Origin of the sequence: Rhodococcus sp. T9N, assembly GCF_024436645.1 — a bacterium.
In the GTDB taxonomy this organism is placed as follows: domain Bacteria; phylum Actinomycetota; class Actinomycetes; order Mycobacteriales; family Mycobacteriaceae; genus Rhodococcus_F; species Rhodococcus_F qingshengii.
The window spans coordinates 1-22,190 of the sequence record NZ_JAMSKS010000017.1; the positions used below are offsets into that span (position 1 = coordinate 1).

The window sequence follows — 22,190 nt, forward strand, 5'->3', positions numbered from 1 at the left end:
TTTCGTCGGTCCGTAAACCTTGGTCAATCCCCTCAGTTCAATCATGAGGAGAACTGTGCCCTACCGGCACTGACCAGCACATCGGTCCCGAGGATGACATGAACCCTGAGATGTGAATACGGCAGTTCAGGGAAAACCCTGTGCTCGACCGGAAGTCGGAACTGGCGCGGCATGCGGGTAGGGCGCATCGAAGTCGCCGTCGAACAATCGCCAGTAGAAGTCGTTCATCCTCGCAGCGACGGGCGCGTGCCGTGTCACGATCGCGGCCACCTCTGGTGTCACATCACCTGGAATATGACCTGTGGCGCATCGTCGTACGTACTGGTTGCGGGCGACTGGTCCGCCGCTCGTCGGCCTCGGTACCCCGCAGACCTCGGTCACCAGCCAGTTGACCAGAAGCATGGCGGCGTAGTCGGCGTCATGAGTGGCGTGGCGCCGGGCGAAGTCGTGCTCGGCAGTCGACAGGTCGAAGTGTGGGGATGTGGCCAGTCCGAAGTCGGTGAGATAGATCCGCTCCATGTCGGTGCGCATGTTGCCGAAATGTCCGTCCATGTGCAGCAACTGTCGATCGCGCAAGAATGCCACGATCTCCGAAAACTGTCGCTCGACTTCGGCAGCTTTGGCGGACGGGTTGTCTTCCAGCCAATTCGAGATCGGGTGTTCGATGTACTCGCAGAACAGTACGAGGCTGCACGGCGCAGCGGCAAGCGCTTCGAGACGGGTTCGCACTTCACGGCTGGCGCCGGCGGTGTGAACGGAATCGATGTCGGCGTGTTCGGCCGCAACGGGCGAACGTCCGGGAAGTATCCGCCAGTGGTAAAGCATTGGGAACGACTGTGTTTCGCCGGCCAGAACGGCATCGGTGACCACGATGTTCGCGGCCAGTTCTCGCCAGGCGTTGAAGCTTGGGCCACCAATGCCGTACTGGCAGAACGTCGGCAGATCGAAATGGTTGGAAGTAGAGCCCACCTCGGCGATTTCCCGCACGCTCAGTGGGATGCGTTTGGTGAATACCGGAACGCCGTTGAGCCTGTTGTCATAGACCCTGATCACTCCTGCGGCGCCACCTACGCCGACACTCGAGATTCGAACGGTGTCGACCAGTCGGGCCAGTTCGACATCGTTCTGGGAAGACAGGAACGCCGACAGCTTTCGGTGGCGGTCAATCCTGACGTCTGTCATTCCACGACTGTGCCACAGACTCGTCCGGCTTCGATTTCGCGGAGCCGCCTGTCGAAGTCACCGATTCTGGCGGTGTCCTCGTAGTAGACCTCTTGCTCGATGATCTTTCCCACTTGGTCCGAACGAGAAGCACTGTTCGATTTCGATAGATGACGGCGCCGTCGGGGCCGAGGGCTCGGTCGTCGAAACGGGCGAGCAGGGTCATGCGCCAGAGTAGACCACCGAAATACCCTTCGGTGACCGCGCTTTGAAGCCCCGCATCGACAAATTCTTGGAGAAACGTCTCGATTCGGTCCCCATCGTTTCATCTTCGAAGCTTGTCGTGGCATCGAATGCCCTGTCAACGAAATGCCCGGGTCTGCTGATATCTGACAGAGAATTGGATATTGACAGTGACTGTCACAATAGGTGAGACTCGCATTATCGAGAACGGCCGGATCTCGGCCGAGGCGGGAGGACGTTGCTGATGTCACTACGGGAGAGACAGCGGTTGCAGGTGCGAGCAGACATTCAACGTGCGGCATTCGATCTGTTCGCGCGTGACGGTTTCGAGGACGTGACCACCGAGCAGATTGCGGCGGCAGCGGGGGTGTCGGCGAGTACGTACTTTCGGCACGTTCGTAACAAGGAGGATCTGCTGTTGGATCCGGTCAGGCAGGGCGGTGCCGGAATCGTGACGTTGCTCGAGGATCGCCCACCGACCGAGTCGGCTGATCTTGCGATATCACGGGCAATCCTCGAGCGTTCCAATGCTTTCGAGTCCGCGGAGATCGATCAGTGGCGATCGGCGTTCCGTACCGCGCCGCACCTGATGGATCGTGTCGCTCTGATCGCGCCCGAGCATCGTGATCGGTTGGTCGAGTTGGTGGCGCAACGTATGCAACTCGATCCGGAAAACGACAGCCGCCCAGGACTTCTCGTTCATTTGATGTTGGCGGCGGCGGAGTTCGGTTATCGGCAATGGATACGTAACCCTCACAAGCGCGGGGCATCACTTCCCGTGTGCGTCGAGGGGGCGCTCGACGCTGTTCGAGGATCCCGGTGGCACACGCAGGACGAAGATGACACGAAAGGTCGTGACCAGTGATGGACGAGAACCCTCAGGACGCCGTGCCGCCCGTAGTAGATGTGCCCGTAGTGGATGTCGTTGTTGTCGGATCGGGGGCTGCCGGCATGTCTGCAGCCATCACCGCAGCCCGCAACGGACTCTCGACGATACTCGTGGAGAAGTCCGAATACTGGGGCGGTTCGTCGTCCCGGTCCGGGGGCGGCGTGTGGATTCCGGGAAACTCGATACTTCGCCGCGAGGCACCGACAGATGATATCGACTCTGCGCGAACATATCTGAAGAGCATTGTCGGAGAGGATGCAGACGCCGACCGAATCGACACGTATATCGATCGGGGTCCGGAAGCCCTCGATTTCCTGATTCGTCACTCTGCGTTGGAGCTCGAATGGGTGAAGGGGTACTCCGACTACTTTCCCGAGGCACCTGGCGGACGTGCAAGCGGCCGCTCGTGCGAGCCGCGCCCGTTCGACGCGCGAGCTCTGGGCGACGATCTTGCGACACTTCATCCGCCGTACATGAAGGTTCCGCTCAACATGGTTGTCCAACAATCTGATTACCGTTGGCTGAGCACGGGGATCCGGCATTGGCGGGGTCCGGTGCGGATGCTTCGGGTAGGAATGAGATCCCTGGCCGCAAGAGCTCGGAGGAAGAAGCTGATCGGGCTCGGGCCGGCGCTCATGGCCGAACTGATGCTCGGAGTTCGGGACGCCGGAGTGACGGTGGAGCTCGGGACGAGGCTTGTGGATTTGGTGACCGACTGTGATCGTGTCGTGGGTGTGCGACTCGAGTCCGGGGGAGTGCAGACCACCATGCACGCTCGATGCGGTGTCATCCTCGCGTGTGGCGGGTTCGACAACAACGACGACATGCGAGGCGAGTACCAGCGACGGCCGAGTAGCGCGCAGTGGACTCTCGGGGCACCGACCAATACCGGGGATGGCATCCGTGCAGCTCTACGCGTCGACGCCGCAATTTCGTACATGGACGACGCGTGGTGGGCCCCGTCGATTCCACTGCCCAAAGGCCCGTGGTTCGCCTTGGCGGAACGCTCGTTGCCTCGCAGCCTCATCGTCAACGCCAGCGGTCAGCGCTTCATGAACGAGGCACTTCCCTATGTCGAAGCGGCACACGCCATGTTCGGCGGAAAGTACGGCCGAGGTGAAGGACCCGCTGAGAACATCCCGGCTTGGCTGATCTTCGATCAGACGTACCGTGACCGTTATCTGTTCGCGGGGGTTCCGGCGCGCAGGCCGATACCTCGGTCGTGGATCGAATCGGGTGCGATCGTGCGAGCTGGATCGATTGCCGAACTCGCTGCCGAGATCGGAGTGCCGGGCGATGCGCTGTCCGCGACCATCACACGATTCAACAGTCACGCGCGCGACGGAGTCGATCGCGACTTCGGCCGTGGGACAAGCAGATACGACCACTACTACGGCGACTGCACCAACAAGCCCAACCCCAGCCTCGGAGAACTCACGAAGGGTCCGTTCTATGCCGCGAAGATGGTGCCTGGAGACCTGGGGACCAAAGGCGGCATCAACACGGACGCTCGCGCGCGAGCGTTGCGCGCCGACGGTTCGGTCATCGACGGGCTCTATGCAGCAGGTAACACCAGCTCACCGGTGATGGGTCATACCTATGCCGGTCCAGGTGCAACTATCGGTCCCGCAATGGTTTTCGGATATCTGGCGGCGCTCGATGCGGTCGGACGATCCCGCGACGGTAGTGAGCTCGAGACCGAAGGCAGGAATAATGGTTTGGCAGATCGCCGTGGGTAGGGTTCTCTTGACAGCGTGACCCACCTCAACATCGCCGACGTCGACTACTTTCTCCCTGATGGTCGGCAACTGCTCAGCGGTGTCAGCTTTCGGGTCGGCAACGGTGCAAAAACTGCACTGATAGGCCCCAACGGGACTGGTAAGACGACGTTGCTCCGCATTGTCGCCGGAGACGTCGTCGCCGACGAGGGCGCTGTCACTCGATCCGGAACACTGGGCGTGATGCGGCAATTCGTCGGCCAGGTTCGCGACGAGTCCACCGTGCGCGATCTTCTGTTGTCCGTCTCGCCGGCACGGATCCGGGACGCAGCACTGGCGCTCGATACGGCAGAAAACGCGATGATCGAGCGCGACGAGGAATCAACTCAAATGAAGTATTCGCATGCGCTGGCCGATTGGGCCGACGTGGGCGGCTACGAGACCGAAGACTTCTGGGACAAGGTCACTACCGCGGCTCTCGGTGTTCCCTATGACCGTGCGAAGTGGCGCGCGGCCAACTCCCTCAGTGGTGGCGAGCAGAAACGGTTGGTTCTCGAAGCACTGTTCGCTGGGCCCGACGACGCACTCCTGCTGGACGAGCCGGACAACTACCTCGATGTTCCGGGCAAGCGATGGCTGGAAAAGACGATCTCGGAATCGTCGAAAGTGGTTTTTGTTCGTCAGCCACGACCGCGAACTGATCGCCAACGCGGCCACCCACATCGTGACGCTCGAGCCCGGAATCAGCGGCGCAACGTCGTGGACGCACGGCGCTGGGCTGGTCAGCTACCACCAGGCCCGCGAGGATCGCAACGCTCGATTCGAAGAACTGCGTCGACGCTGGGACGAGGAGCACGCGAAATTACGTGCCCTGGTTCTGCGATTGCGTGAAAAGGCCAAGTTCAACGACGGCGTCGCTGCGCGGTATCACGCCTCGCAAACCAGGTTGGCGAAGTTCGAGGAGGCAGGGCCACCCGAAGCGATTCCACTTCAGCAGAAGGTGACGGTTCGGCTGGCGGGCGGGCGAACCGCCAAGCGCGCGTTGGTATGTCAAGATCTCGAGCTGACCGGATTGATGAAGCCTTTCGACACCGAGATCTGGTACGGAGATCGGGTTGCCGTGCTGGGCTCCAATGGATCCGGAAAGTCGCATTTCCTTCGGCTCTTGGCGGGTGGGGGGACCGATCCGGGGAGCGAGCATCTGCCCGTCGAGGCGCTCGACATCGCGCCGGTCGAGCACGGGGGTACTGCGACGCTGGGTGCCCGGGTACGTCCCGGATTGTTTGCGCAGACACACTCCAGGCCCGATCTGACCGGAAACACGCTGCTCGAGATCCTGCACATGGGCGACGAACACCGCAGCGGAATGGGACGCGAAGCGGCGAGCCGCGCGCTGGACCGTTACGGATTGTCCCAAGCTGCGGAACAGAAGTACGACGACCTGTCCGGCGGTCAGCAGGCACGATTGCAGATTCTGCTCCTCGAGCTCTCCGGCGCCACGATGTTGTTGCTCGACGAACCGACCGACAACCTCGACCTTCATTCGGCGGATGCGCTCGAGCAGGGCATTGCTCAGTTTGCCGGCACGGTCATCTCGGTCACGCACGATCGCTGGTTCGCGCGCGCGTTCGACAGGTTCCTGGTATTCGGATCGGACGGGAACGTGTACGAGAGCGAGTCTCCGGTGTGGGACGAGGCCAGGGTCGAACGAGCGCGCTGAGATCGAGCAGCCGCTACCTGGGGAGAGGCGGCAATTCGTCGATCACGGCGCGAAGAAGGCCCAGATCGCTGCGATCCGATCGAGGTGGGGGACAGCGCGAAAGATCGAGCTGTGTCGGAAAGCGCCACACAACGCGACCTGGATCTACCCTGTTCACCGCCGAGTACCAGTGGGTGAGGGGCTCGGCGAGCGCCGCGTGAAGCTCGAAATGCCGTCGGCGGCGGCTGGGGTCACCTTCGCGCTGAAGTAGAAGCTGCTCCGGTGACGGTATCGAGATGACGGTCAGATCCGCGAAACCCAGTTCGAGGTGCTCGAAAGCTGTCTCGACTGCCGCGAGCTCGTACTCGAATCGCTCCCGAGGTGCTGCGCCCACCGCAGCGAGACACCAGCTGTAGTGCAGTTTCAGCGGGTCGCTGTCGCAGAGCGCGATACCGGTTCTCGATTCGAGATCTTCCGCTTGCGACCATCGCTTCGAATTGACCGTTGTCCAGTAACTTGCCTGCACTTCGAGGTTGGTTCCATCCGGTTCGAACCCGGTGGGCTGATATTCGGCCACGAATTCCTCGACGACCGATTCATTCGTCATCTGGGCTCGGCACCAAGTGGTCTTGCCGGCGGCGCTGGGTCCTTCTACTGCGATGATCACCAGTTCATTCTCCATAATGATTGGGGCGGTTGGTTTTTGCTCGTTGCCAGGACTCTCTTAACATTTGAATGGGGCTGTTTTGCGTTCCGACACGGTCTGTTTCGGTGCGGTGGGTCACAAAATTGCAGTGACGGTTACCACATAGCGGACGGATAACGATCGGTATGGTTGAAGCTCGAATCAACTAGTTGACCTGTGGTTATCTTTTGAATCTCGACTGGATCTGGTACGGCAGTGCCGGAAAACCGCCCCGTGACCAATCCGTGACCATCGCCTACGGTCGTTGACAGCCCGAAACCACCGGGCAAACGCCGACCCGCAACTGCGTGCTTCTGCCCCGCGGGTCCGGTACTCCCGAAACCTTCGCGGGGCAGGAGTGAAACAGACGAGTCGATCGACGAGACGTGAAAGCGTCCGGGCCGACCTCGTCCGCGGTAGCGGAGAGGATTTACCCAATGACCAGCATCACCTTCAAGCGCGCCCTCGGCGCAGTTGCAACCGCAGGCGCAGTCGTCGCGATCCCGCTCGCCATGAGCACCGGCACCGCTTCGGCAGCCGGCCACGACTGGTCCGGAGTCGCAAACTGCGAGTCCTCCGGTAACTGGGCCGCCAACACCGGAAACGGCTTCTACGGTGGTCTGCAGTTCACGCAGAGCACCTGGAACGCATTCGGTGGATCGGGCAACGCTGCCAACGCCAGCCAGGCCGAGCAGATCCGTGTCGCCGAGAACGTTCTCGCAGGCCAGGGCGTCGGCGCATGGCCCGTCTGCGGTCAGTACCTGACCACCGGCACCACCGCAGGCAACTACGAGGCCGCAGCCGCCCCCGTCACCGCTGAGGCTTCCGTCGAGTCGGCTCCGGCAGCAAGCACCGGAAGCGGCAACTACGTGGTCAAGGCAGGCGACACCCTGTCGAAGATAGCTGCTGCACACGGCATCTCGCTCGAGAACCTCGCCAGCCAGGTTCCGAACATCAACCTGATCTTCCCGGGACAGTCCCTCTCGGTCTAGTCTCGTGGCCGTTTAGGTCCTCAATGCGTCGAAATTGTCCGGAGCTGATGCAGCCCCGGACAGTTTCGGCGTTTCTGCGTTCGCAATGATCGTTGCCGCTTCCGTATGGATGGGGTCAAGATCCTGGCGCCACCCAAGAATGTGCAGCGCCGACCCGGCGATGACGGCGGCGTCGGGAATCGGGGTGCCTTCGAGCGCGTCGGCTCGCGCGCTGATCACACTTTCTACCAGGCGAAACGGAAGCTCGGCCAGGTGCGTTGATGATGGATCGTCAATCGCGTCGAGCACATCCTGGGCGAGTGCCCGGTATTGCTCGCGAAGCCGATCGCGATCGGCTCGGAACGACATGAACCTGTCACTTCTCAGTTCCGGTAAGAGATAAAGGACGCCGAGGTTCCACCGTCCGGTGATCAGTTGTGCCGCGTCGATGTACGAAAGTGCGTACAGCTTGACCTCGGGTGCGGTGTCGAGTGGCCTGAGATTCTCCGCGAAGTCGAGCGCCGGCGTCACGGTGTCGGCGAGCAGTGCAACCAGAATGTCGTCCTTGGTGGCGAAATGGTTGTACAGCGACGCCTGACGCATTCCGACTGCTTCGGCGATGTGGCGTGTGGACGTCGCGGCGAAGCCTCGGGTGGTGAACAGTTCAGCGGCTGCATCCAAGATCTCCGCCCGGGCAGTGCCACCCGGGCGTCGGCGAGCGGTCAGGCGGGGTCGTCCGGGGCCGGCGTTGGTCACGCCTTCCATAGTGGCAGGCTGCGGCCTTACGTGCGGGATGGCCGCCGCTGTGAGCATTCGGTCACGTGCTCGAAACGTACTCAACGAGCCTGTTACAGAATCAGGCGAATCGTATACGCGGGCGTCACCTGCGGCGAGTGGATTTCGCGAAAACTATCAATCGACAGTTATTCGCCTCTGAATCGCTTCGCCGAAGGAGTACGCCGTTGAGTGCAACAACCCCGGCTGCGCAGCCCACCACCGCTTCCGCACTCGCCTCTTCGCCTCACGACGACGGTGACCTCGCGGAGTTCGGCTACGAGCAGCAGCTGCATCGATCGCTGGGAAAGTTCGCGTCTTTCGCCGCGGGCTTCTCCTTCGTCTCCATCCTCACCACGATCTTCCAATTGTTCGGCCTCGGTTTCGGTTTCGCGGGTCCGGCATTCTTCTGGACGTGGCCGGTCGTCTTCATCGGTCAGTTCATGGTCGCTCTCAACTTCGCGGAACTTGCTGCCAGATATCCGATTTCGGGTGCCATCTACCAGTGGTCGCGGCGGATGGGTGGTGAGATCGTCGGCTGGTTCGCCGGTTGGTTCATGATTCTCGCTCAGATCGTCACTGCATCGGCCGCCGCGATCGCCTTGCAGGTCGTGCTCCCCAATGTGTGGAGCGGGTTCCAGATCATCGGCGAGGACAGCGCACTCACCTCATCGAGTGGTGCCGCCAACGCCGTGCTGCTCGGATCGGTACTTCTGGTTCTGACCACCTTCATCAACTGCATCGGCGTCAACTGGATGTCGCGTATCAACAACATCGGCGTGACCTGCGAAATCGTCGGTGTCATCGCAGTGATCGGGATGTTCTTCACCCACGCTCAGCGCGGACCGGACGTCGTCTTCGACACCGGCAGTGCCGGTGGTCAGCCCGGATACGCCTGGGCGTGGATCATGTCCGGACTGATGGCTGCTTACGTCATGGTCGGCTTCGGTTCGGCAGGCGAACTGGCCGAGGAGACCCGCAACCCCCGACGCGTCGCACCTCGTACGATCCGGCTTGCACTGTCCGCTTCCGCGCTCGGCGGCGGCTTGATGATCCTCGGCGCGTTGATGGCAGCGCCCTCACTCACCGACGGACGCCTGGCCACGGAAGGTTTGCCGTACGTACTGACATCGATTCTCAGTTCCCCGTGGGGCACGGTCTTGTTGATCGACGTCTCGATCGCAGTGTTCGTGTGCACCTTGGCCATTCAGACTGCTGCTTCACGGCTGATGTTCTCGATGGCCCGCGACGGGCGGCTTCCTGCCTCGCAGGTACTGGCAAAGGTCAACCCCCGCACCGGAACACCTATCGCGCCGTCCGTCCTCATCGGTCTGGTCTGCATTGCCGTCCTGGCCGTCAACGTGGGCAACTCGGCAATTTTTGCAACCCTGTCCAGCGTATGCATCATCTTGATCTACTTGGCCTACCTCATGGTGACCGTGCCGCTGCTGGTTCAGCGTCTCAAGGGATGGCCTCGCACGGCAGTCGGCCCCAAGTTCGACGCCGAAGGCAAAAAGCTTTTCTCCCTGGGCATCTGGGGAGTTCCGGTCAACATCGCCGCGGTTGTGTACGGCGCGCTGATGGTGATCAACCTGTCCTGGCCACGAGCCGAGATCTTCAACCCCACCGGGGAGTACCCCATTCTGCAGTGGGCCGCGCCCATCACGGTAGCGCTGGTCGTGGGGCTGGGAGTCGCTTGCTTCCCACGTGGCCGCGCCACCCCGAATCCCGTCACGATCGGAGCCTGACCATGAGTACTCAGACCACCGCCGGAGCGCGCGAGCATGCCCGGTCTCAAGCTGGAACGATCACCGATTCCATGCCCGTATTGCCGGCAACGCGTTGGCCGAACCCACCCGAAGACGTCGCGCCCGAACGTCTGACCTGGGCTGAGACCGTGCCGGGTGGGCGGTACACGACCAAGGTTCTCGCACGTGGAACCCGATTGCGACTTCGCGACATCGCTGGCAGCGCCTGCGCAAACATCTTGCTCTATCGCGCCGACGCCCCCTGGGAGCGTCTCAACGTCGCCGATACCGTCAAGGTGCCATGGCAGGCCTATCTCGGCGTCGGGCACCCGTTGCTCTCCGATCAGGGGCGAGTACTTGCGACCGTGGTCGCAGACACGTCGGGTCACCACGACGCGTTCTGCGGAACGACGTCACGCGCCACCAACGAGGCGAAGTACGGGCAGGGTTCGCTGCACAGTGCCTCGCCCGCCGGTCGTGAACTGTTCACCGTCGCTGCCGCGAAAAACGGGCTCGGGCCGCAGGACATTGCGCCGCCGTTGTCCTTCTTCCATGGTGTCCGCGTCGAGGCGGACGGCGCTCTCACCAGTACGGGGTCCGCCGGCTCAGGCGCAACGGTCGACCTTCTGATCCACCTGCCCGTCATCGTGATGATCGCCAACACCGCGCACCCACTCGATCCGGCGCCGCAGTTTCCCACCACGTCCCTCGAAGTGCTCGCGTGGAACGCGGCCGACGAACTCGGCGGCCTTGACGATCTCGGTCCGGAATACCAACGCGCAGTGCTCAATACCGAAGATGCCTGGACGGCTTCGAACCTGGAGGAGACCGCATGACCACCACCTTGGATGTCCCCGCCCTCCTTCCCGGAACGGTGATCCTCGACGAGATCGCGGACGCATTCGGGCCGTGGTCCGCAGTTGTCCGCGCCGGTGACGTCCTGACCATCGTCGATCTACACGGAAATCAAGCCGTCGACACCCTCGTTTACGCCGGTGACGATCACAGCGTTCGGTACTCGGCAGCAGCGACGGTCACAGCTCAGAAGAACCTGTTTCTGTCCACAGGCTCCGTGCTCCGCAGTGACGACGGAACTCCACTCATGACCCTGGTCGCAGACGAGGTCGGAAACCACGACACCGTCGGCGGCGCGTGCTCACAGGAATCGAACACCCTGCGATACGGCCACCACACCAAGCATCAGCACGCGTGCGTCGAGAACTTCCTCGTCGAGGGCGCAAAATGGGGGCTCGGTAAGCGGGACCTGGTGTCCAACATCAACTTCTTCATGAACGTCCCGGTCGACCCCGACGGCACACTCGGAATCGTCGACGGACTGTCGGCACCAGGCAAGCGGCTCGCGTTGCGTGCCGAACGTGACGTGCTCGTCCTCGTGTCCAACTGCCCGCAGATCAACAACCCGTGCAACGGCTTCGATCCCACGGCCGTCCGCATGATCGTCACACGGCCGGGAGCAGACGAATGAACGCAAAACTGACCATCGTGCGTCCCGGAATGCTGACGACGGTTCAGGACTATCCAGGACGCGTCGGATACTGGCAGATCGGAGTCCCACCATCGGGCCCGATGGACGACCTGTCGTTTCGGTTGGGAAACACCGCACTCGGAAACCCCGAAGGCGCCCCCGGCATCGAATGCGCGATGGCCGGACCTGCCATGACGTTCGACGAAGACACCACGGTCTGCATCACAGGTGCCCCGGTGTCGGTGACCGTCGACGGCGTCGTACACGGTCAGTGGCGACCAGTTTTCGTCCCCGCTGGATCGGTGCTCGACGTCGGAACGGTCAGCGGCCCGGGACTGCGCATCTACGTACTCGTACAGGGCGGAATCGAGACCGACGACTATCTCGGCAGTGCGTCGACCTTCACCCTGGGCAGGTTCGGGGGACACGAAGGTAGGACTCTGCGGGCAGGAGACGTTCTCAAACTCGGACAGGCGACCGGGGTCGCGGGAGCTGTTCCCGCCGAGCATGTTCCGGCGATACACACGTGCTGGGAACTTGCGGTGACCGAGGGCCCGCACGGGGCGCCGGAGTTCTTCACCCGCTCCGACATCGACACGCTGTACGCGACCGAGTACGAGGTCCACTTCAACTCCGACCGCACCGGTGTCCGGTTGATAGGTCCGAAACCAGACTGGGCCAGAACCACCGGCGGCGAAGCCGGACTTCACCCTTCGAACATCCACGACAACGCGTATTCGATCGGTGCACTCGACTTCACCGGCGACACGCCCATCCTCCTCGGACCCGACGGACCGAGCCTCGGCGGCTTCGTCTGCCCGATCACAGTGGTGTCCGCTGATCGCTGGAAGCTCGGACAGTTGGCTCCCGGGAACAAGATTCGCTTCGTGCCGGTCCGCGCCGAACGGGCAGCCTCCCGGCGTGACCTCGGAGTATCGCGTCGAGCCTCCAATTCGGTTGTTCATTCCTCCGGTGGTGACGGCGACGACGGCGTCATAGCCCGTCGTGACGGCGACACCGCGGTCACGTACCGGCGCTCAGGCGACGACAACGTGTTGGTCGAATACGGCGACATGAATCTCGACCTGGCGTTACGTGCGCGTGCTCATGCACTGCACCAGCGACTCGAAGCCGAGAAGCCGACCGGACTACTCGATCTCACCCCGGGAATCCGCAGCCTGCAGGTCCGCGTCGACCCGGACGTGCTGCCCGTCCGCAAGCTGATGGGAATGCTCGCCGAGGCGGAGGACACCTTGCCGGCGGCCAACGAACTCGTTGTGCCAAGTCGCACTGTGCGGATGCCACTGTCGTGGGACGACCCGGCAACGCGCGAAGCGATCCAGCGGTACATGCACGGGGTTCGCGCCGACGCGCCGTGGTGCCCGTGGAACATCGAGTTCATCCGCCGGATGAACGGTCTCGAATCCGTGAACGACGTGTTCGGCACCGTCTTCGGCGCCGAATACATGGTGCTCGGACTCGGTGACGTCTACCTCGGAGCGCCGGTCGCGACGCCGCTCGATCCGCGTCATCGTCTGGTCACGACCAAGTACAACCCCGCCCGCACCTGGACCCCCGAAAACGCCGTCGGGATCGGTGGGGCGTACCTCTGCATCTACGGCATGGAAGGCCCGGGCGGGTACCAGTTCGTCGGACGTACGACGCAGGTGTGGAATCACCGCCACCCCGCGAAGTCCGGGCCGTTCGAGGAGGGCACTCCGTGGTTGCTGCGATTCTTCGACCGGATCTCCTGGTACCCCGTCGAGCCGGAAGAGTTGATGGATCTGCGCGCGGACACCGCCGCCGGCCGCGGCGGGGGCGTCGAGATCGAGGACGGCAGCTTCTCGCTGGCCGAGCATCAGGAGTTCCTCGCGTCGAACTCGCGCTCGATCGAGGAGTTCCGTGCGATGCAGTCCGTCGCGTTCGGGGCCGAGCGTCAGCGCTGGTCCGACGCAGGGGAGTTCGCGCTGCCCGGTTGATGGTCGAGTGAGCACCCTTTTCCTCGAGTGAGCACCGCTTCCAGAGTGTCGGAAGCGGTGCTCACTCAGCAGTAACGGTGTTCAGTCCGCCTGGAACGGGCAGCAGATGTTTGCGTCAGCGAGTCAGCGCGCGATTGAACAGATCGATGAACGGGCGAGGCGACGGGGTTCCGGTGGGCCGGAAAGGCGCAGAATCCCTCGACGCGGATACCCACTCGGTTCTGCTCACCCGCGACAAGTCGAGCTGATACCGGGTGTCCGCGGCGAGTCGGTGCAGGAAGAGGGTTCCGGTTCGCCCGTTTCCTTCCCGAAACGGGTGGGCATGATTGAGCGTCGAGTACACCGATGCGAGCGCGAACGACGCAGCGCCGTGATCGAGTGCTACCCAATCGACGGCGGCGATGATCTCTTCGACCTCGGACAGGTAGTTCCGAATCGCCGAGACCGGAGCAAACGTTGCCGCACCTTTCCTGATGTCGACGGTTCTGATGTGTCCGGCCCACTGGTACAGATCTTGGAAAACGTGCTGGTGAAGTAGGAGAAGTTCGGCTGTGTCTCGCGTGTGCGGTACGAGGTCGCTGCCGAGATGCGCCTCACCCAGACGAAGCGCGGTCGCCGCGAACTCGAGTGATTGCAGTGCGGCGGGATCTCGTACGTCGAAATTGTTCTCGAGAACCGATGTACCGCGATAGACGTACGGCGCTGATCGTCGCCAGCGGATCCGCGGGGGAATCGCAGACGAGAGGCCGACGGCTCGCGCCAATTCCTGCTCGAAATACTCACGCCGAGAGAGCATCCCGATCATGACGGCGTCGAGTTCCGCGATCTGCTCGTTACTCGGATCCCAGCCTTCGAGGCGCTCCGCCGCTAGAACCTGTTCGAGCGCAGTGTGATTCACGGGTCGATGTCGGGTAGCGCCGACGCGGACGCGGCATATTCGAGTCGTCGTTGCACACCTGCGACCTCGCGCACTGCATTGCTCAGCAAGCTCCGCGAGAGCGGAGTGAGTTCGGAGATCACGACTTCGTCGGTCGGTGGCCGACCTGCCGCGAACTGATCGGTCTGGTGGCGGACACGAATCTGCTGCAACACCTCGAAAGATTCGATCAGTACCTGGGCGTCGTCGTCGAGTAGGAAACCGCTTCCCGCTGCAGCCTTGAGGCGTTCGAGTGTCGAACTCGTGCGGGCGCCCACGGAAATCCCCGCCCAACGAGCGATGTTCACGATCGGTTGGACGGCGCTGGCTTTGAGGTCGACGGTTCCGGTCCGACGCGTCATCACGTCCTTGAACGAATGGAGCTTTGCCTTGTCTCCGACGGCTTCGCGAAGGAGCAGTCGCATGACGGCCGGGTGCAGTCGCAGTTGATCCAACGCCGCAGGGCGAGGATCCAACGCCGGATCGCCCGCGACGACGCGGGCATCCGCCAGCATCGACAACATGACCAGGGCCTGGTCCTGGTACGGATTGGATACCCATTTCCGCAGCGCAGTGCGCCATTGTGGGAGCGTCCGAGCGAACCTGGCCTGGGTCGCGACGGCGTTCTTGGTGTCGCGAGGGAACCCGCACAGATCGAGGATGTCGTGGATGGTCTTCGCGGCGTCGGCTCCCTCGTGATGAGATTCGCCGCCCCACACCAGCGCACTGTCGATATCCGAAGAGGGGAGCGCTTCACGTCTGGCGACGCTGCCGAGCGACAGCCACGCGAAATCCGGTCGCTCGTCTCCGTCCACCACCAATTCGATGGCGCGCCTGACCGTCACGTCGATCAGCACCGCCAGCGTCGCACCGATGTCGAGCGGTGAGACCCGTGACGCCACCAATTCCGTCACCAGAACAGGGACCGCGCGGGCTGTTTCGACGAGGTGGGCGTCATCCTGTGCTGTGGCGAGCGCTGCGCGCAGTTCGAAACCCTGATTGGTGGCCGAAGTCAGGAGGTCGCTGAGTTCGAGCACGCCCATCAGTGCGCCTGCCTCAGTCACGACCGGGAGATGGCGCAATCCGTACTCGAGCATGTCGGTCACGGCGTCGGCGCCCAATCGATCCGGATCGACTGTCACTGCTGACGGCGTCATCACCGTTGATACCGGCTGATTGCTGTCGATACCACCGACTACCACACGAGCACGTAGGTCACCTTCGGTGAAGATTCCGAAACCGGTTGTCTCCGTCGGGATCACAACAGCGCGGCGGCCCGCATCGGTCATCAACTTCGCGGCCTCGCGGATGGTTGCCCGGCCGTCGCAGACAATTGCGGGCCCGCGCAACAGGTCTCGCACCCGGCGCATGGCGGGACTCTGCATGCCTTGCCCCGTCGAGTGCCCCGTCATGGGGTCATTGTCGCAGGTGTGTCCGGTTCAGGCAGCGGAGGGTGAGATGTCAGAGACCACCGAGTCGCGAGAGTACGTCGAGAGCGGAATCTGTAGTACGCCAGAGTGCGTCGATCTCCTGTTCTGCGCCAGGACGTGTCTGCGGATTCTGGAGGGCGAATCCGTTGGCCAGCGTGATGGTGTTGTATCCGCTGTCGGCGGCGCGGAGCAGCAGTTCCGAGGGCTGCGAGTTTCCGGCCAATCGGTCGAGTCCTTCGCCGACGAAGTAGAACCGCCAGAGCGGCCCCAGATCGGCGTCGTACTCGGCCTTGGTGAGGGTCACGATCGAACCACCCTTGACGGCAATGGAATCGACGATCTTGTAAAAATCGGGGACATCCTCCGCAGTGGTTCCGGACGTGGCGACGGCGTGAGCGAGGTCGACGGTGAGATGCGCGTTGTAGCCGGCCATGGCGACCCGTGCTGGACTGGCGTCGCACTGACGTGTCAGGGCGAAGTAGTTGCTCCACGCCGGATCGGTGGGAGTACCGGTGAACTCTGCATGGACGTTCACCAGGTACCTGCGCAGCAATTCGAAGCTGACGGAATGGGCCCACTCGTCATCGGCGAAGGCCGCAGGGTCTCGCTGCAGCGGCATCACCGCCTCGTGTTCGACAGCGTCCAGGCCGATGGAGAACAAGCCTCGCCAATCCTGGTGTGAGACGAGGATCGACGTGATCTCACGATGACGTTCGACAGCGGTCTCGAGCCGAGGCAGTCCGGCACCGTTCAGGGTCGTGACGTCGCTGAGTTCGGCAATCCGGCCCACCTCGGCATTGCTCAACTGGCTGCCGCAAGCCGTCGAAAGACTCTCGCCCGGTTCTGCGAGTGCAGAACCGGGCGAGAGGAAAGCGGCGGTGATGCCGAGCGCGAGCGTCAACGGATACAGCCGCATCGGTTTCATCGGCTCAGACTAGGCGCCCATTTCACAAATGTCCGGATTGGCGATCAGCTGAGAACCGCGTCGGCCTCGATCTCGATGAGCAGAGCGGGGTCGATCAGCGAGCTGACCTCGAGGATCGTCGTGGCGGGACGAATCTCGCCGAACACTTCACCGTGCGCGAGAGCGGCCTGCTCCCACTGCGTCATGTCGCGCAGGTACATGCGAGTGCGGATGACGTCGTCGAGCGAGGCGCCGGCCTCGGCAAGTGCTGCCTTGATAGTTTCGAGCGCCGCGCGGGTCTGATCTGTGAGGGTCTCACCAGGAGCGGTGGTGCCGGAGACTGCGATCTGGTTACCGATGCGCACGGCACGGGAGTAACCGATCTTGGGTTCCCATTCGGAACCGGACGAAATATTGATTCTGTTCGACATGCACCGAATTCTGCCAACAACTTCCCGGCCGTGGTGAGGCACGGTCGGGGATTCGCTCCATCTTGACATACCTTAGAACAAGTGTTCGACTTGGGGCCATGAGGTGGTCGGGTCAGGCATTGGATGCAGATGACGGAGCGCTACCCGGACTCGAACGAGCCGGGTTGGTTCGCTCCGTGCAGACTCCCGAGTTCGAGGGAATCACGTTTCACGAGGTGCTCTGCAAGAGCGCGCTCAACAAGATGCCCGAAGAGTCGACGTTGCCGTTCAGCTTCACCGTCAACGCTTTTCGTGGTTGCTCGCACGCATGCCGATATTGTTTCGCGAGACCGAGTCACGAGTATCTCGACCTCGACGCCGGCGCGGATTTCGATTCCCAAGTGGTCGTGAAGACGAACATTGCCGCGGTGCTCCGCAAAGAGTTGGCGCGAAAGTCCTGGAAGCGGGAGGCGGTGGCACTGGGTACCAACACCGATCCCTATCAGCGAGCGGAGGGCCGATACCGCTTGATGCCCGGCATTATTCGCGCGTTGACCGAATCCGGAACTCCCTTCTCGATCTTGACGAAGGGAACTTTGCTCCGACGGGACCTGCCGCTGTTGAAAATGGCGGCGGCGCAGGTCGACGTCGGAATCGGAGTGTCGTTGGCGATCAACGACGCTGCACTTCAGAAGCAGATCGAGCCTGGTACCCCGTCGCCGCGGGCGCGTCTCGAGATGATCCGCGCCATCACCGACGCGGGATTCTCGTGCAATGTCATGGTGGCGCCGGTCATTCCGTTCCTCACCGATTCCACCAGTCATCTCGACGGGCTGTTCGAGGCACTGTCCGAAGCCGGTGCGACGAGTGTGACGGTCTTCCCGATGCACCTGCGGGGGAGTACTCGGGGTTGGTTCATGAATTGGCTTGCTCAGGAACATCCGGCGCTCATCCGTCGCTACCGCGAGCTGTACGGGCGGGGCGCGTATGTCACTCCCGAATACAAGCGTTGGCTCGCAAGCCGTGTCGAGCCATTGGTCGAGCGCCATGGGTTGGGTGGTCGTTCGGAGCATCGAGACGTCAGTGCAGCTGGCAGTGAGCCGCGTGAGGCGCCCCGGGAACTGGTGGGTGCGGGAGCAGCTCTCACTTTGTTCTGACGGCCGCGGGCGCGTAAATCGGAGGCGCCCCGGACGTTTGCCGGGCTACATTCGCCTGGTGCTACTCACACTGACGTCCACCCCGACCCCGCAGACTCCTGATGCGACCGCGTTGAGCTACCTGCTGCACAAACATCCCGACCGCGTGCAAAGCTTCGACTTGGCGATCGGCACCGCCACGGTTCTGTACCCGGAGGCCTCGGCCGAAAAGACCACGGTGGCAGTGATTGTGGACGTCGACCCCATCGAACTTGTGCAGAGTAGGTATCGACGCGGCAAGAGTGGCGACAACTTTTCGCTGGGTGAGTATGTCAACGATCGGCCGTATGCGGCGTCGTCCATACTCTCGGTTGCTCTGTCGAAGCTGTTTCGCACCGCGTTGACGGGAACGTGCAAGTCGCACCCGGAACTCGTCGGAACCGAACTCGCGTTGACCGTCTCGATTCCGGTGGTTCCGTGCGGCGGCGATGCGGAATTGCCTCGTCGGTTGTTCGAGCCGCTGGGCTGGGATGTGACCGCGATACCGGTGCAGCTTGATCCGCACCTGCCGACGTGGGGAAACTCCGACTTCGTGTCGTTGACGCTCACCGGGGAACACACGGTGCAGAGTGCCCTTCGGCACCTCTACGTGCTGTTGCCGGTCCTCGACGACGTGAAGCACTACTGGGTGGGACCCGACGAGGCAGACAAGTTGATCCGCGTCGCTGGAGAGTGGTTGGCGTCGCATCCGGATTCCGCGCTGATCATGTCCCGCTACCTGGCGCGTCGACGCGACCTGGTCGAATCGGTGGTCGATCGACTGATTCCCGAACAAGCCGAGGCGCAGATCGAACTACCGCGACCGGATCCGCCGCTGGCACGGCTTCGCGTCGACGCAGTTTTGGCGACGCTTCAGCGACTGCACGTCAGAACGATTGTCGACATCGGTTGCGGCGAAGGCAAACTGATCGAGGTGCTGATGCCGCACGCTCAATTCGACAAACTTGTCGGCGTCGATGTGAGCGCGCGCGAACTGACACGGGCGCAACGCAGATTGAAGTTCACCGAAATGTCCGACGCCCAACGTGAACGTGTGTCTTTGATGCAGTCGTCCGCGACGTACCGCGACGCACGCTTGAAAGGCTTCGACGCAGCCGTGCTGATGGAGGTGGTCGAGCACGTCGACACGGCGCGCCTGCCGGCGCTGGTCAGATCGGTCTTCGTGGACGCAGCACCGCAGTATGTGCTGCTGACTACTCCGAATGCCGACTACAACGTGCTGTATCCGGCATTGGCCGCGGGAGAGTTCAGGCACCCCGATCACAGGTTCGAGTTCTCCCGAACCCAATTCCGCGACTGGGCAACCGAAACGGCCCGAGTCCACGGCTATTGCGTGGAGTTCGAATTTGTCGGAGCAATTGATCCGGTCCTTGGCGGGCCGACACAGATGGCAATCTTCACGAAGGAGGCACGAACGTCATGACGGTGTACGAGATTCCAGATCTCGCCCTGGTAGTACTCATCGGCGTCAGTGGCTCGGGAAAGTCGACCTTTGCGGCGCGTCACTTCAGTGAGTTCGAAACTCTCTCGAGTGACACATTCAGAGGGTGGGTCAGTGATGATCCGAACTCACAGGAGTCGACGTCCGATGCTTTCGAAGTGCTGGAGTTCGTCGCGGCCAAGCGTTTGCGACGCGGACGCCTCACGGTGGTCGACGCGACCAACGTCCAGCCCGCCGCGCGCAAGCGACTCGTCGCGTTGGCTCGCGAGCACGACATACTGCCGGTGGCAGTCGTGCTCGATGTTCCGGAATCGGTCTGTTCTGCACGAAACGACGCACGCTCTGACCGGACGTTCGGACGCGACGTGATACGCCGCCAGCACCAACAGCTGACTCGCTCGCTCCGCGGGCTGGGTAAGGAAGGTTTCCGTTCGGTTCACATCCTCAGAGGTGAGGACGCGGTTTCCGAAGCCACATTCTTGCGCCACCCGCTCCGCAGCGATCTGCGTGTCGAGCGTGGTCCGTTCGACGTCATCGGTGACATCCACGGATGTCGAAGCGAGCTCGAGACGCTCCTCGTGAAACTCGGCTACACCGTCGACTACGGGACGGACGGCAGAGCTGTCGATGCGGTGCCGCCGGAAGGGCGAACTGCCGTCTTCCTCGGTGACTACGTGGATCGAGGACCGGATTCGGTCGGTGTGCTGCGTCTGGTCATGGGGATGGTCGCGGCGGGACATGCGATAGCGGTTCCGGGTAACCACGAGAACAAACTCGTCAAGGCCTTGCGCGGTAAGAAGGTCACGCCGAGTCACGGACTCGCCGAGACCCTCGAGCAGATGGCCACCGAGTCGGCGGAGTTCCGCGAAAGCGTCGTCGACTTCTGTGACGGCCTCGTCGCGCACCTCGTCCTGGACGACGGCAAACTCGTTGTCGCGCACGCCGGTCTCAAGGAGGATTACCACAACAGGGCATCCGGTCGAGTCCGGAGCTTTGCGCTCTACGGTGAAACTACCGGTGAGACGGACGAATTCGGCTTACCCGTTCGATACCCGTGGGCGCAGGACTACCGAGGATCAGCGATGGTCCTCTACGGTCACACGCCGGTGCACGAGGTGGAATGGATCAACAACACCGCGTGCCTCGACACCGGCTGTGTGTTCGGTGGATCCCTCACGGCTCTTCGATACCCGGAACGAGAGATCGTGTCGGTTCCGGCGGAGCAGGTTTGGTACGAGCCGGTGGTACCGCTGGCACCGCCGACTCGTGATCCGGACGTGCTCGATCTCGCCGACGTCCTCGAAACGACCGGCGTCGACACCGAACTGCGCGGTCGAGTGTCCGTTCGCACCGACAACGCTGCCGGCGCCTTGGAAGTGATGAGCCGATTCGCGGTCGCGCCGCAATGGCTGCGGTACCTACCGCCGACCATGGCGCCCTGCGCGAGCGCCCAATCCGAGAACTATCTGGAACACCCGTCGACCGCGTTCGACGCATACCGGGCCGGCGGAATCGGAACAGTGATCTGCGAAGAGAAGCACATGGGTTCGCGGGCAGTGGTGCTCGTGTGCCGTGATCGATCGGTTGCTCAGTCCCGCTTCGACGCTCCGGATGCGCTCACCGGGATGGTGCACACCCGCACCGGCCGCCAGTTCTTCGACGACGACCTGACTCAGCAGTTGATCGACGACATCGCCGCCGCAGTCACCTCCGCTGGGTTGTGGGAAGAGCTGGGCACCGACTGGCTGCTCCTCGACTGCGAACTGTTGCCGTGGAACGTCAAAGCGGAAGGTCTGCTGCGCTCGCAGTACGCGTCGGTCGCGGCGGCCGGGCGATCAGACCTCACAGCTCGCGAGGCCGTGCTGGCGCGGGCCGGGTCGCGGGGCCTGGACGTGGCGGAGATGTTCGAACAGACAACTGTTCGGGCCGCCAGTATCGAGCGCTTCGGCGAGGCGTACCGACGGTACGTGTGGCCGACGAACGGACTGGACGGCGTCACCATCGCGCCGTTCCAGATTCTGGCGGCCGAGGGCCAGTCGTACGGGGAACGGGATCACGAATGGCACCTCGGTATTTCGGACCGCCTGGCCGCGGCCGACCCGAGTCGATTTACCACTACACGTCGCCTGGTGGTCGATCTCGGTTCCGAGGACTCGGTGTTCGAAGCGACGAAGTGGTGGGAGTCGCTCACCGGCGACGGTGGTGAGGGGATGGTCGTCAAACCGCTGGCGAATCAGATTCACGGACCGCGGGGGTACAACGCGAAGGTTCAGCCGGGGATCAAGGTCCGCGGCCGGGAGTACCTGCGATTGATCTACGGTGCCGACTACCTCGAACCGTCGACGCTTGCGAGATTGCGTAACCGCAACCTCGGACACAAGCAGTCGATGGCGCTGCGCGAGTACGCGCTCGGCATGGAGGCGGTATCCAGGCTCGTCGACCGTGAACCTTTGTGGCGAGCGCACCAGGCCGTGTTCGCGGTGCTGGCTCTCGAATCGGAGCCGGTCGACCCGCGGTTGTGACGGCCGGTGCGCGGGCTC

Annotated in this window: 17 protein-coding genes and 1 pseudogene; 11 read left to right on the forward strand and 7 right to left on the reverse strand. The window is 62.7% G+C overall.

What is annotated here, in order from left to right; translation table 11 throughout:
- Positions 1-126 precede the first annotated feature (126 nt).
- Positions 127-1,182 (reverse strand): serine/threonine protein phosphatase, encoded by a 1,056-nt coding sequence (locus M1L53_RS24000; protein ID WP_054188190.1) that lies wholly within the window; start codon positions 1,180-1,182, stop codon positions 127-129.
- A gap of 466 nt (positions 1,183-1,648) precedes the next feature.
- Between M1L53_RS24000 and M1L53_RS24005 the strand changes: the two genes are divergently transcribed.
- The 3 genes and pseudogenes from M1L53_RS24005 to M1L53_RS24015 all read left to right on the forward strand — a co-directional run bounded on the left by M1L53_RS24005 (position 1,649) and on the right by M1L53_RS24015 (position 5,731).
- Positions 1,649-2,269 (forward strand): TetR/AcrR family transcriptional regulator, encoded by a 621-nt coding sequence (locus M1L53_RS24005; RefSeq protein ID WP_039972893.1) that lies wholly within the window; start codon positions 1,649-1,651, stop codon positions 2,267-2,269.
- Positions 2,269-4,032 (forward strand): 3-oxosteroid 1-dehydrogenase, encoded by a 1,764-nt coding sequence (gene kstD, locus M1L53_RS24010; protein ID WP_054188191.1) that lies wholly within the window; start codon positions 2,269-2,271, stop codon positions 4,030-4,032. The genes M1L53_RS24005 and kstD overlap by 1 nt, the downstream gene beginning before the upstream one ends.
- 15 nt (positions 4,033-4,047) lie before the next feature.
- Positions 4,048-5,731 (forward strand): annotated as a pseudogene (locus M1L53_RS24015) (ATP-binding cassette domain-containing protein).
- 13 nt (positions 5,732-5,744) lie between these two features.
- Here M1L53_RS24015 and M1L53_RS24020 read toward each other — a convergent pair.
- Positions 5,745-6,392: a hypothetical protein gene (locus M1L53_RS24020; protein ID WP_054188192.1), complete on the reverse strand. Its 648-nt coding sequence runs from the start codon at positions 6,390-6,392 to the stop codon at positions 5,745-5,747.
- 440 nt (positions 6,393-6,832) lie between these two features.
- On the opposite strand from M1L53_RS24020, the gene M1L53_RS24025 reads away from it, so the two are divergent.
- Entirely contained in the window at positions 6,833-7,387 is a 555-nt protein-coding gene (locus tag M1L53_RS24025) for a transglycosylase family protein (RefSeq protein ID WP_003944949.1), read from the forward strand.
- Between the two features lie 12 nt (positions 7,388-7,399).
- Here the strand turns inward: M1L53_RS24025 and M1L53_RS24030 are convergent, their stop codons facing one another.
- Positions 7,400-8,131 carry a TetR/AcrR family transcriptional regulator gene (locus tag M1L53_RS24030; protein WP_054188193.1) on the reverse strand — a complete coding sequence of 244 codons (732 nt, stop codon included), beginning with the start codon at positions 8,129-8,131 and terminating at the stop codon, positions 7,400-7,402.
- Positions 8,132-8,328: 197 nt separating this feature from the next.
- Here M1L53_RS24030 and M1L53_RS24035 point away from each other — a divergent pair, with 197 nt between their 5' ends.
- The 4 genes from M1L53_RS24035 to M1L53_RS24050 are packed head-to-tail and all read left to right on the forward strand — an operon-like array spanning position 8,329 to position 13,353.
- Entirely contained in the window at positions 8,329-9,888 is a 1,560-nt protein-coding gene (locus M1L53_RS24035) for an amino acid permease (protein WP_042951823.1), read from the forward strand.
- Positions 9,889-9,890: 2 nt separating this feature from the next.
- Entirely contained in the window at positions 9,891-10,724 is an 834-nt protein-coding gene (locus M1L53_RS24040; protein WP_054188194.1) for an urea amidolyase associated protein UAAP1, read from the forward strand.
- Positions 10,721-11,374: an urea amidolyase associated protein UAAP2 gene (locus tag M1L53_RS24045; protein WP_054188195.1), complete on the forward strand. Its 654-nt coding sequence runs from the start codon at positions 10,721-10,723 to the stop codon at positions 11,372-11,374. Before M1L53_RS24040 ends, M1L53_RS24045 begins: the two co-directional genes overlap by 4 nt.
- Positions 11,371-13,353 carry a 5-oxoprolinase/urea amidolyase family protein gene (locus tag M1L53_RS24050; protein WP_054188196.1) on the forward strand — a complete coding sequence of 661 codons (1,983 nt, stop codon included), beginning with the start codon at positions 11,371-11,373 and terminating at the stop codon, positions 13,351-13,353. Before M1L53_RS24045 ends, M1L53_RS24050 begins: the two co-directional genes overlap by 4 nt.
- Before the next feature lie 115 nt (positions 13,354-13,468).
- Here M1L53_RS24050 and M1L53_RS24055 read toward each other — a convergent pair whose 3' ends face one another.
- From M1L53_RS24055 to M1L53_RS24070, 4 genes are read right to left on the reverse strand one after another with little or no spacing between them, the layout of a single operon-like run.
- Positions 13,469-14,251 (reverse strand): Fic family protein, encoded by a 783-nt coding sequence (locus tag M1L53_RS24055; protein WP_054188197.1) that lies wholly within the window; start codon positions 14,249-14,251, stop codon positions 13,469-13,471.
- Entirely contained in the window at positions 14,248-15,681 is a 1,434-nt protein-coding gene (locus M1L53_RS24060; RefSeq protein ID WP_231915016.1) for a putative nucleotidyltransferase substrate binding domain-containing protein, read from the reverse strand. Before M1L53_RS24060 ends, M1L53_RS24055 begins: the two co-directional genes overlap by 4 nt.
- A gap of 49 nt (positions 15,682-15,730) precedes the next feature.
- Entirely contained in the window at positions 15,731-16,615 is an 885-nt protein-coding gene (locus M1L53_RS24065) for a DUF5995 family protein (protein WP_080961165.1), read from the reverse strand.
- Positions 16,616-16,668: 53 nt separating this feature from the next.
- Positions 16,669-17,034 (reverse strand): RidA family protein, encoded by a 366-nt coding sequence (locus M1L53_RS24070; RefSeq protein ID WP_019748335.1) that lies wholly within the window; start codon positions 17,032-17,034, stop codon positions 16,669-16,671.
- A gap of 98 nt (positions 17,035-17,132) precedes the next feature.
- On the opposite strand from M1L53_RS24070, the gene M1L53_RS24075 reads away from it, so the two are divergent.
- From M1L53_RS24075 to M1L53_RS24085, 3 genes are read left to right on the forward strand one after another with little or no spacing between them, the layout of a single operon-like run.
- Complete coding sequence (locus M1L53_RS24075; RefSeq protein WP_003944842.1) at positions 17,133-18,170, forward strand: Rv2578c family radical SAM protein; 1,038 nt, start codon at positions 17,133-17,135, stop codon at positions 18,168-18,170.
- 58 nt (positions 18,171-18,228) lie between these two features.
- On the forward strand, positions 18,229-19,632 hold the full coding sequence (locus tag M1L53_RS24080; protein ID WP_397517564.1) for a 3' terminal RNA ribose 2'-O-methyltransferase Hen1: 1,404 nt from the start codon (positions 18,229-18,231) through the stop codon (positions 19,630-19,632).
- Positions 19,629-22,172 (forward strand): polynucleotide kinase-phosphatase, encoded by a 2,544-nt coding sequence (locus M1L53_RS24085; protein ID WP_054188200.1) that lies wholly within the window; start codon positions 19,629-19,631, stop codon positions 22,170-22,172. Before M1L53_RS24080 ends, M1L53_RS24085 begins: the two co-directional genes overlap by 4 nt.
- Positions 22,173-22,190 lie beyond the last annotated feature (18 nt).

Excerpts from the sequence above, each read along its gene's own strand:
- M1L53_RS24060 (WP_231915016.1), bottom strand. The coding sequence starts at position 15,681 with ATGACGGGGCACTCGACGGGGCAAGGCATGCAGAGTCCCGCCATGCGC.
- M1L53_RS24045 (WP_054188195.1), top strand. The coding sequence starts at position 10,721 with ATGACCACCACCTTGGATGTCCCCGCCCTCCTTCCCGGAACGGTGATC.
- M1L53_RS24085 (WP_054188200.1), top strand. The coding sequence starts at position 19,629 with ATGACGGTGTACGAGATTCCAGATCTCGCCCTGGTAGTACTCATCGGC.
- M1L53_RS24070 (WP_019748335.1), bottom strand. The coding sequence starts at position 17,034 with ATGTCGAACAGAATCAATATTTCGTCCGGTTCCGAATGGGAACCCAAG.
- M1L53_RS24075 (WP_003944842.1), top strand. The coding sequence starts at position 17,133 with ATGAGGTGGTCGGGTCAGGCATTGGATGCAGATGACGGAGCGCTACCC.
- M1L53_RS24050 (WP_054188196.1), top strand. The coding sequence starts at position 11,371 with ATGAACGCAAAACTGACCATCGTGCGTCCCGGAATGCTGACGACGGTT.
- kstD (WP_054188191.1), top strand. The coding sequence starts at position 2,269 with ATGGACGAGAACCCTCAGGACGCCGTGCCGCCCGTAGTAGATGTGCCC.
- M1L53_RS24025 (WP_003944949.1), top strand. The coding sequence starts at position 6,833 with ATGACCAGCATCACCTTCAAGCGCGCCCTCGGCGCAGTTGCAACCGCA.
- M1L53_RS24040 (WP_054188194.1), top strand. The coding sequence starts at position 9,891 with ATGAGTACTCAGACCACCGCCGGAGCGCGCGAGCATGCCCGGTCTCAA.
- M1L53_RS24000 (WP_054188190.1), bottom strand. The coding sequence starts at position 1,182 with ATGACAGACGTCAGGATTGACCGCCACCGAAAGCTGTCGGCGTTCCTG.
- M1L53_RS24065 (WP_080961165.1), bottom strand. The coding sequence starts at position 16,615 with ATGCGGCTGTATCCGTTGACGCTCGCGCTCGGCATCACCGCCGCTTTC.
- M1L53_RS24030 (WP_054188193.1), bottom strand. The coding sequence starts at position 8,131 with ATGGAAGGCGTGACCAACGCCGGCCCCGGACGACCCCGCCTGACCGCT.
- M1L53_RS24020 (WP_054188192.1), bottom strand. The coding sequence starts at position 6,392 with ATGGAGAATGAACTGGTGATCATCGCAGTAGAAGGACCCAGCGCCGCC.
- M1L53_RS24005 (WP_039972893.1), top strand. The coding sequence starts at position 1,649 with ATGTCACTACGGGAGAGACAGCGGTTGCAGGTGCGAGCAGACATTCAA.